We start from the raw sequence: 2453 nt of genomic DNA on the forward strand, positions 1-2453 counted from the left end.
CGGCTTCATCTTCGGGTTCCAGTGCTTTCTACTGTGGCCGAAGTGGACACCTGTTTCGAGCAGCTGGCGCATCGTGAAATCGGGAAGTTTGGACGAGACATTGGTTGCTCCCGATCCGCGACGCTCGATCGCGTGAGAGGCCGGGTCCGAGGCGGCAGGCGCATGCCGTTCTCGACCAACTTCGATAACCGCGATCCACTGCTGCCAGAAGTATCGAGCAACGGAAGACATTTCATGGCTGGCGGCCAGCTTTTGCAGGATCTCAATGGCAAGCGCTGTCTGCCCACGGGCCAGTTTGGCAAATATTCCGGCGTCGATAGCCATGTTAAGACAGAACGACGCAACATCGGCCGGCAAGGAACGCGCCAGTCTGTCAAACTGCCATCTGTTTACGCGAATGGCGCCTTGATGTTCGATGATCGGATTCCAAAACGCGGCCAGCCCACGAAACTTTGCGGTGGATGTGAGTTTTCTGAGATCGGCCGCAGAGTCGGGAAGTGGCCTCCTTGCTGGAGGCGTCAGTAGAGCAATCGCGCTCTGATCGTTCCCGGTATATCGCGTAGCGCCTCAAGAATGTTGTCGGCTCTCTGGGACACGTCCTCGACTTCGATGACCACATAACCCGTATCGCCGTGGGTCTGTAGGAATTCGGCGACGATATTCAGCCCGCGTGATGAGAAGACCTCGTTCAACTGGATGAGCATGCCGGGGCGGTTTTCATGCACATGGATGAAGCGCGTACCGGTCGGGCGTTCAGGCAATTGAACCTGAGGAAAATTGACGGCGCCCATCGTTGAGCCGATGTCGGAATATTCGACCAGCTTTCTGGAAACTTCCCCGCCGATGCGCTCCTGGGCCTCTTCTGTCGAGCCGCCGATATGCGGTGTCAGAATGACATTGCTCAAGCCCTGCAGCGGGGTTTCGAAACGCTCCTTGTTCGATGCTGGCTCCTTGGGAAATACATCGACCGCCGCACCTGCCAGATGGCCTTCTTTTAAGACTTTCGCAAGCGCGTCGAGATCGACCACTGTCCCGCGGGAGTTGTTGATGAATATGGCGCCCTTCTTCATGCGGCGCAGTTCGGTTTCGGTGATCATATTGTATGTCGACGCGGTTTCTGGAACGTGCATCGTCACATAATCAGAGATTTCGAGAAGCTCGCCGAGCGAAGCCATCGATTCCGAATTACCCCGGCGCAGCCTGTCGGAGAGATCGAAATACCGCACCACCATGCCCATGCTTTCCGCAAGTGCACTTAGCTGCGAGCCGATATTGCCGTAGCCGACGATGCCGAGGGTTTTTCCGCGGACTTCGCGGCTGCCGACAGCGGATTTCTCCCATCCGCCCTGATGCGCCGACGCCGAGCGTGGGAAGATTTGCCGCGTCAGCATGATAATCTCGCCAATCACAAGCTCGGCCACCGAGCGCGTGTTCGAATAAGGCGCGTTAAACACCGGAATTCCGCGGCGGCGTGCCGCTTCCAAATCCACCTGGTTCGTGCCGACGGAAAAACAGCCGACGGCAATCAGCTTCTTGGCGGATTCAAAAATCTCGTCTGTCAGCTGCGTTCGGGAACGAATGCCGATGATATGTGCATCGGCGATATGGCTTTTCAGATCCTTGTCATCAAGCGCTTTCGGCAGATGCACGAGGTTGGTGTATCCGCAAGACGAAAAATAGTCCACGGCGCTCTGGCTGATGCCTTCAAGCAGAAGCACGGAAATTCGGTCACGCGGGAGGGAAAGTTGGAGAGGCATAGTGAGACTTTCGTTTTCCGAATTTAGAGGAGAAGATGTCGTCTGTAGGCCATATTGGCGCGATAACATCGCTTTGCGACCATCCGACAAACAGTGCAAGCACAAATCCCGATATTCTCTGCTTCCATTGAAGGAGCCTCGGCGATCGATCCCGAATTGCGCTAGCCAACCCCGCGACGTCTGCAAGCGGCTTGCTCGCGCCCTTCAACATGATGTTGCCGACGCTGGTGTTTCACCTCCGGCTCACGTCATACGGCTCGAACGACCGTAGTTGGCGCACTCATGACGTTGGCGGACCTCTCGAAAGCAGAATCAACGGTTCACATCCATTCAAGACGAACGATGCGCACAGAGGCTGCGCCGCTCAGGTGCGGGCAAATTCCAGCAGCGGCGCGATATCATGGTTGTCGGCTGTGCGAAGGACTGTAACGTAGCGAGCGCGCAGTTCGCCGACATCAGCCAGAGTCCCGCCGCCCCAACTGAAACGCTCGCCGCCAAGGTGTTCGATCAGAAGATCGGCCGCCAAACGAGCGTGACGACCGTTTCCGTTTGGAAACGGGTGGATCGCGACCAGGCGATGATGGAATCTGATCGCAATTTCATCCGGCGGAAATGTCTGGTGCTCAACCCAATAGCGGACGTCGCCTAATAGGCTCGCGAGTTCCACCCCGATGCGGTAGGCTTGGACGCCGATGT

Annotated in this window: 2 protein-coding genes and 1 pseudogene; all 3 read right to left on the bottom strand. The window is 56.8% G+C overall.

Annotated elements, in window-relative coordinates:
* Nucleotides 1–357, bottom strand: a pseudogene (locus tag PMI11_RS38255) (hypothetical protein); the annotation flags it as partial.
* A 161-nt stretch (nt 358–518) separates the two neighbouring features.
* Nucleotides 519–1757: a phosphoglycerate dehydrogenase gene (gene serA, locus PMI11_RS30055; RefSeq protein ID WP_007824938.1), complete on the bottom strand. Its 1239-nt coding sequence runs from the start codon at nt 1755–1757 to the stop codon at nt 519–521.
* A gap of 364 nt (nt 1758–2121) precedes the next feature.
* On the bottom strand, nt 2122–2453 hold a 332-nt coding region (locus PMI11_RS30060), incomplete at its 5' end, for a mobile mystery protein B (RefSeq protein WP_037072495.1).

The sequence above is a fragment of the Rhizobium sp. CF142 genome, assembly GCF_000281145.1.
Lineage (GTDB): Bacteria > Pseudomonadota > Alphaproteobacteria > Rhizobiales > Rhizobiaceae > Rhizobium.

What these genes read in the sequence shown, in the direction of transcription:
- serA (WP_007824938.1), bottom strand. Translation starts at nt 1,757, where the DNA reads ATGCCTCTCCAACTTTCCCTCCCGCGTGACCGAATTTCCGTGCTTCTG.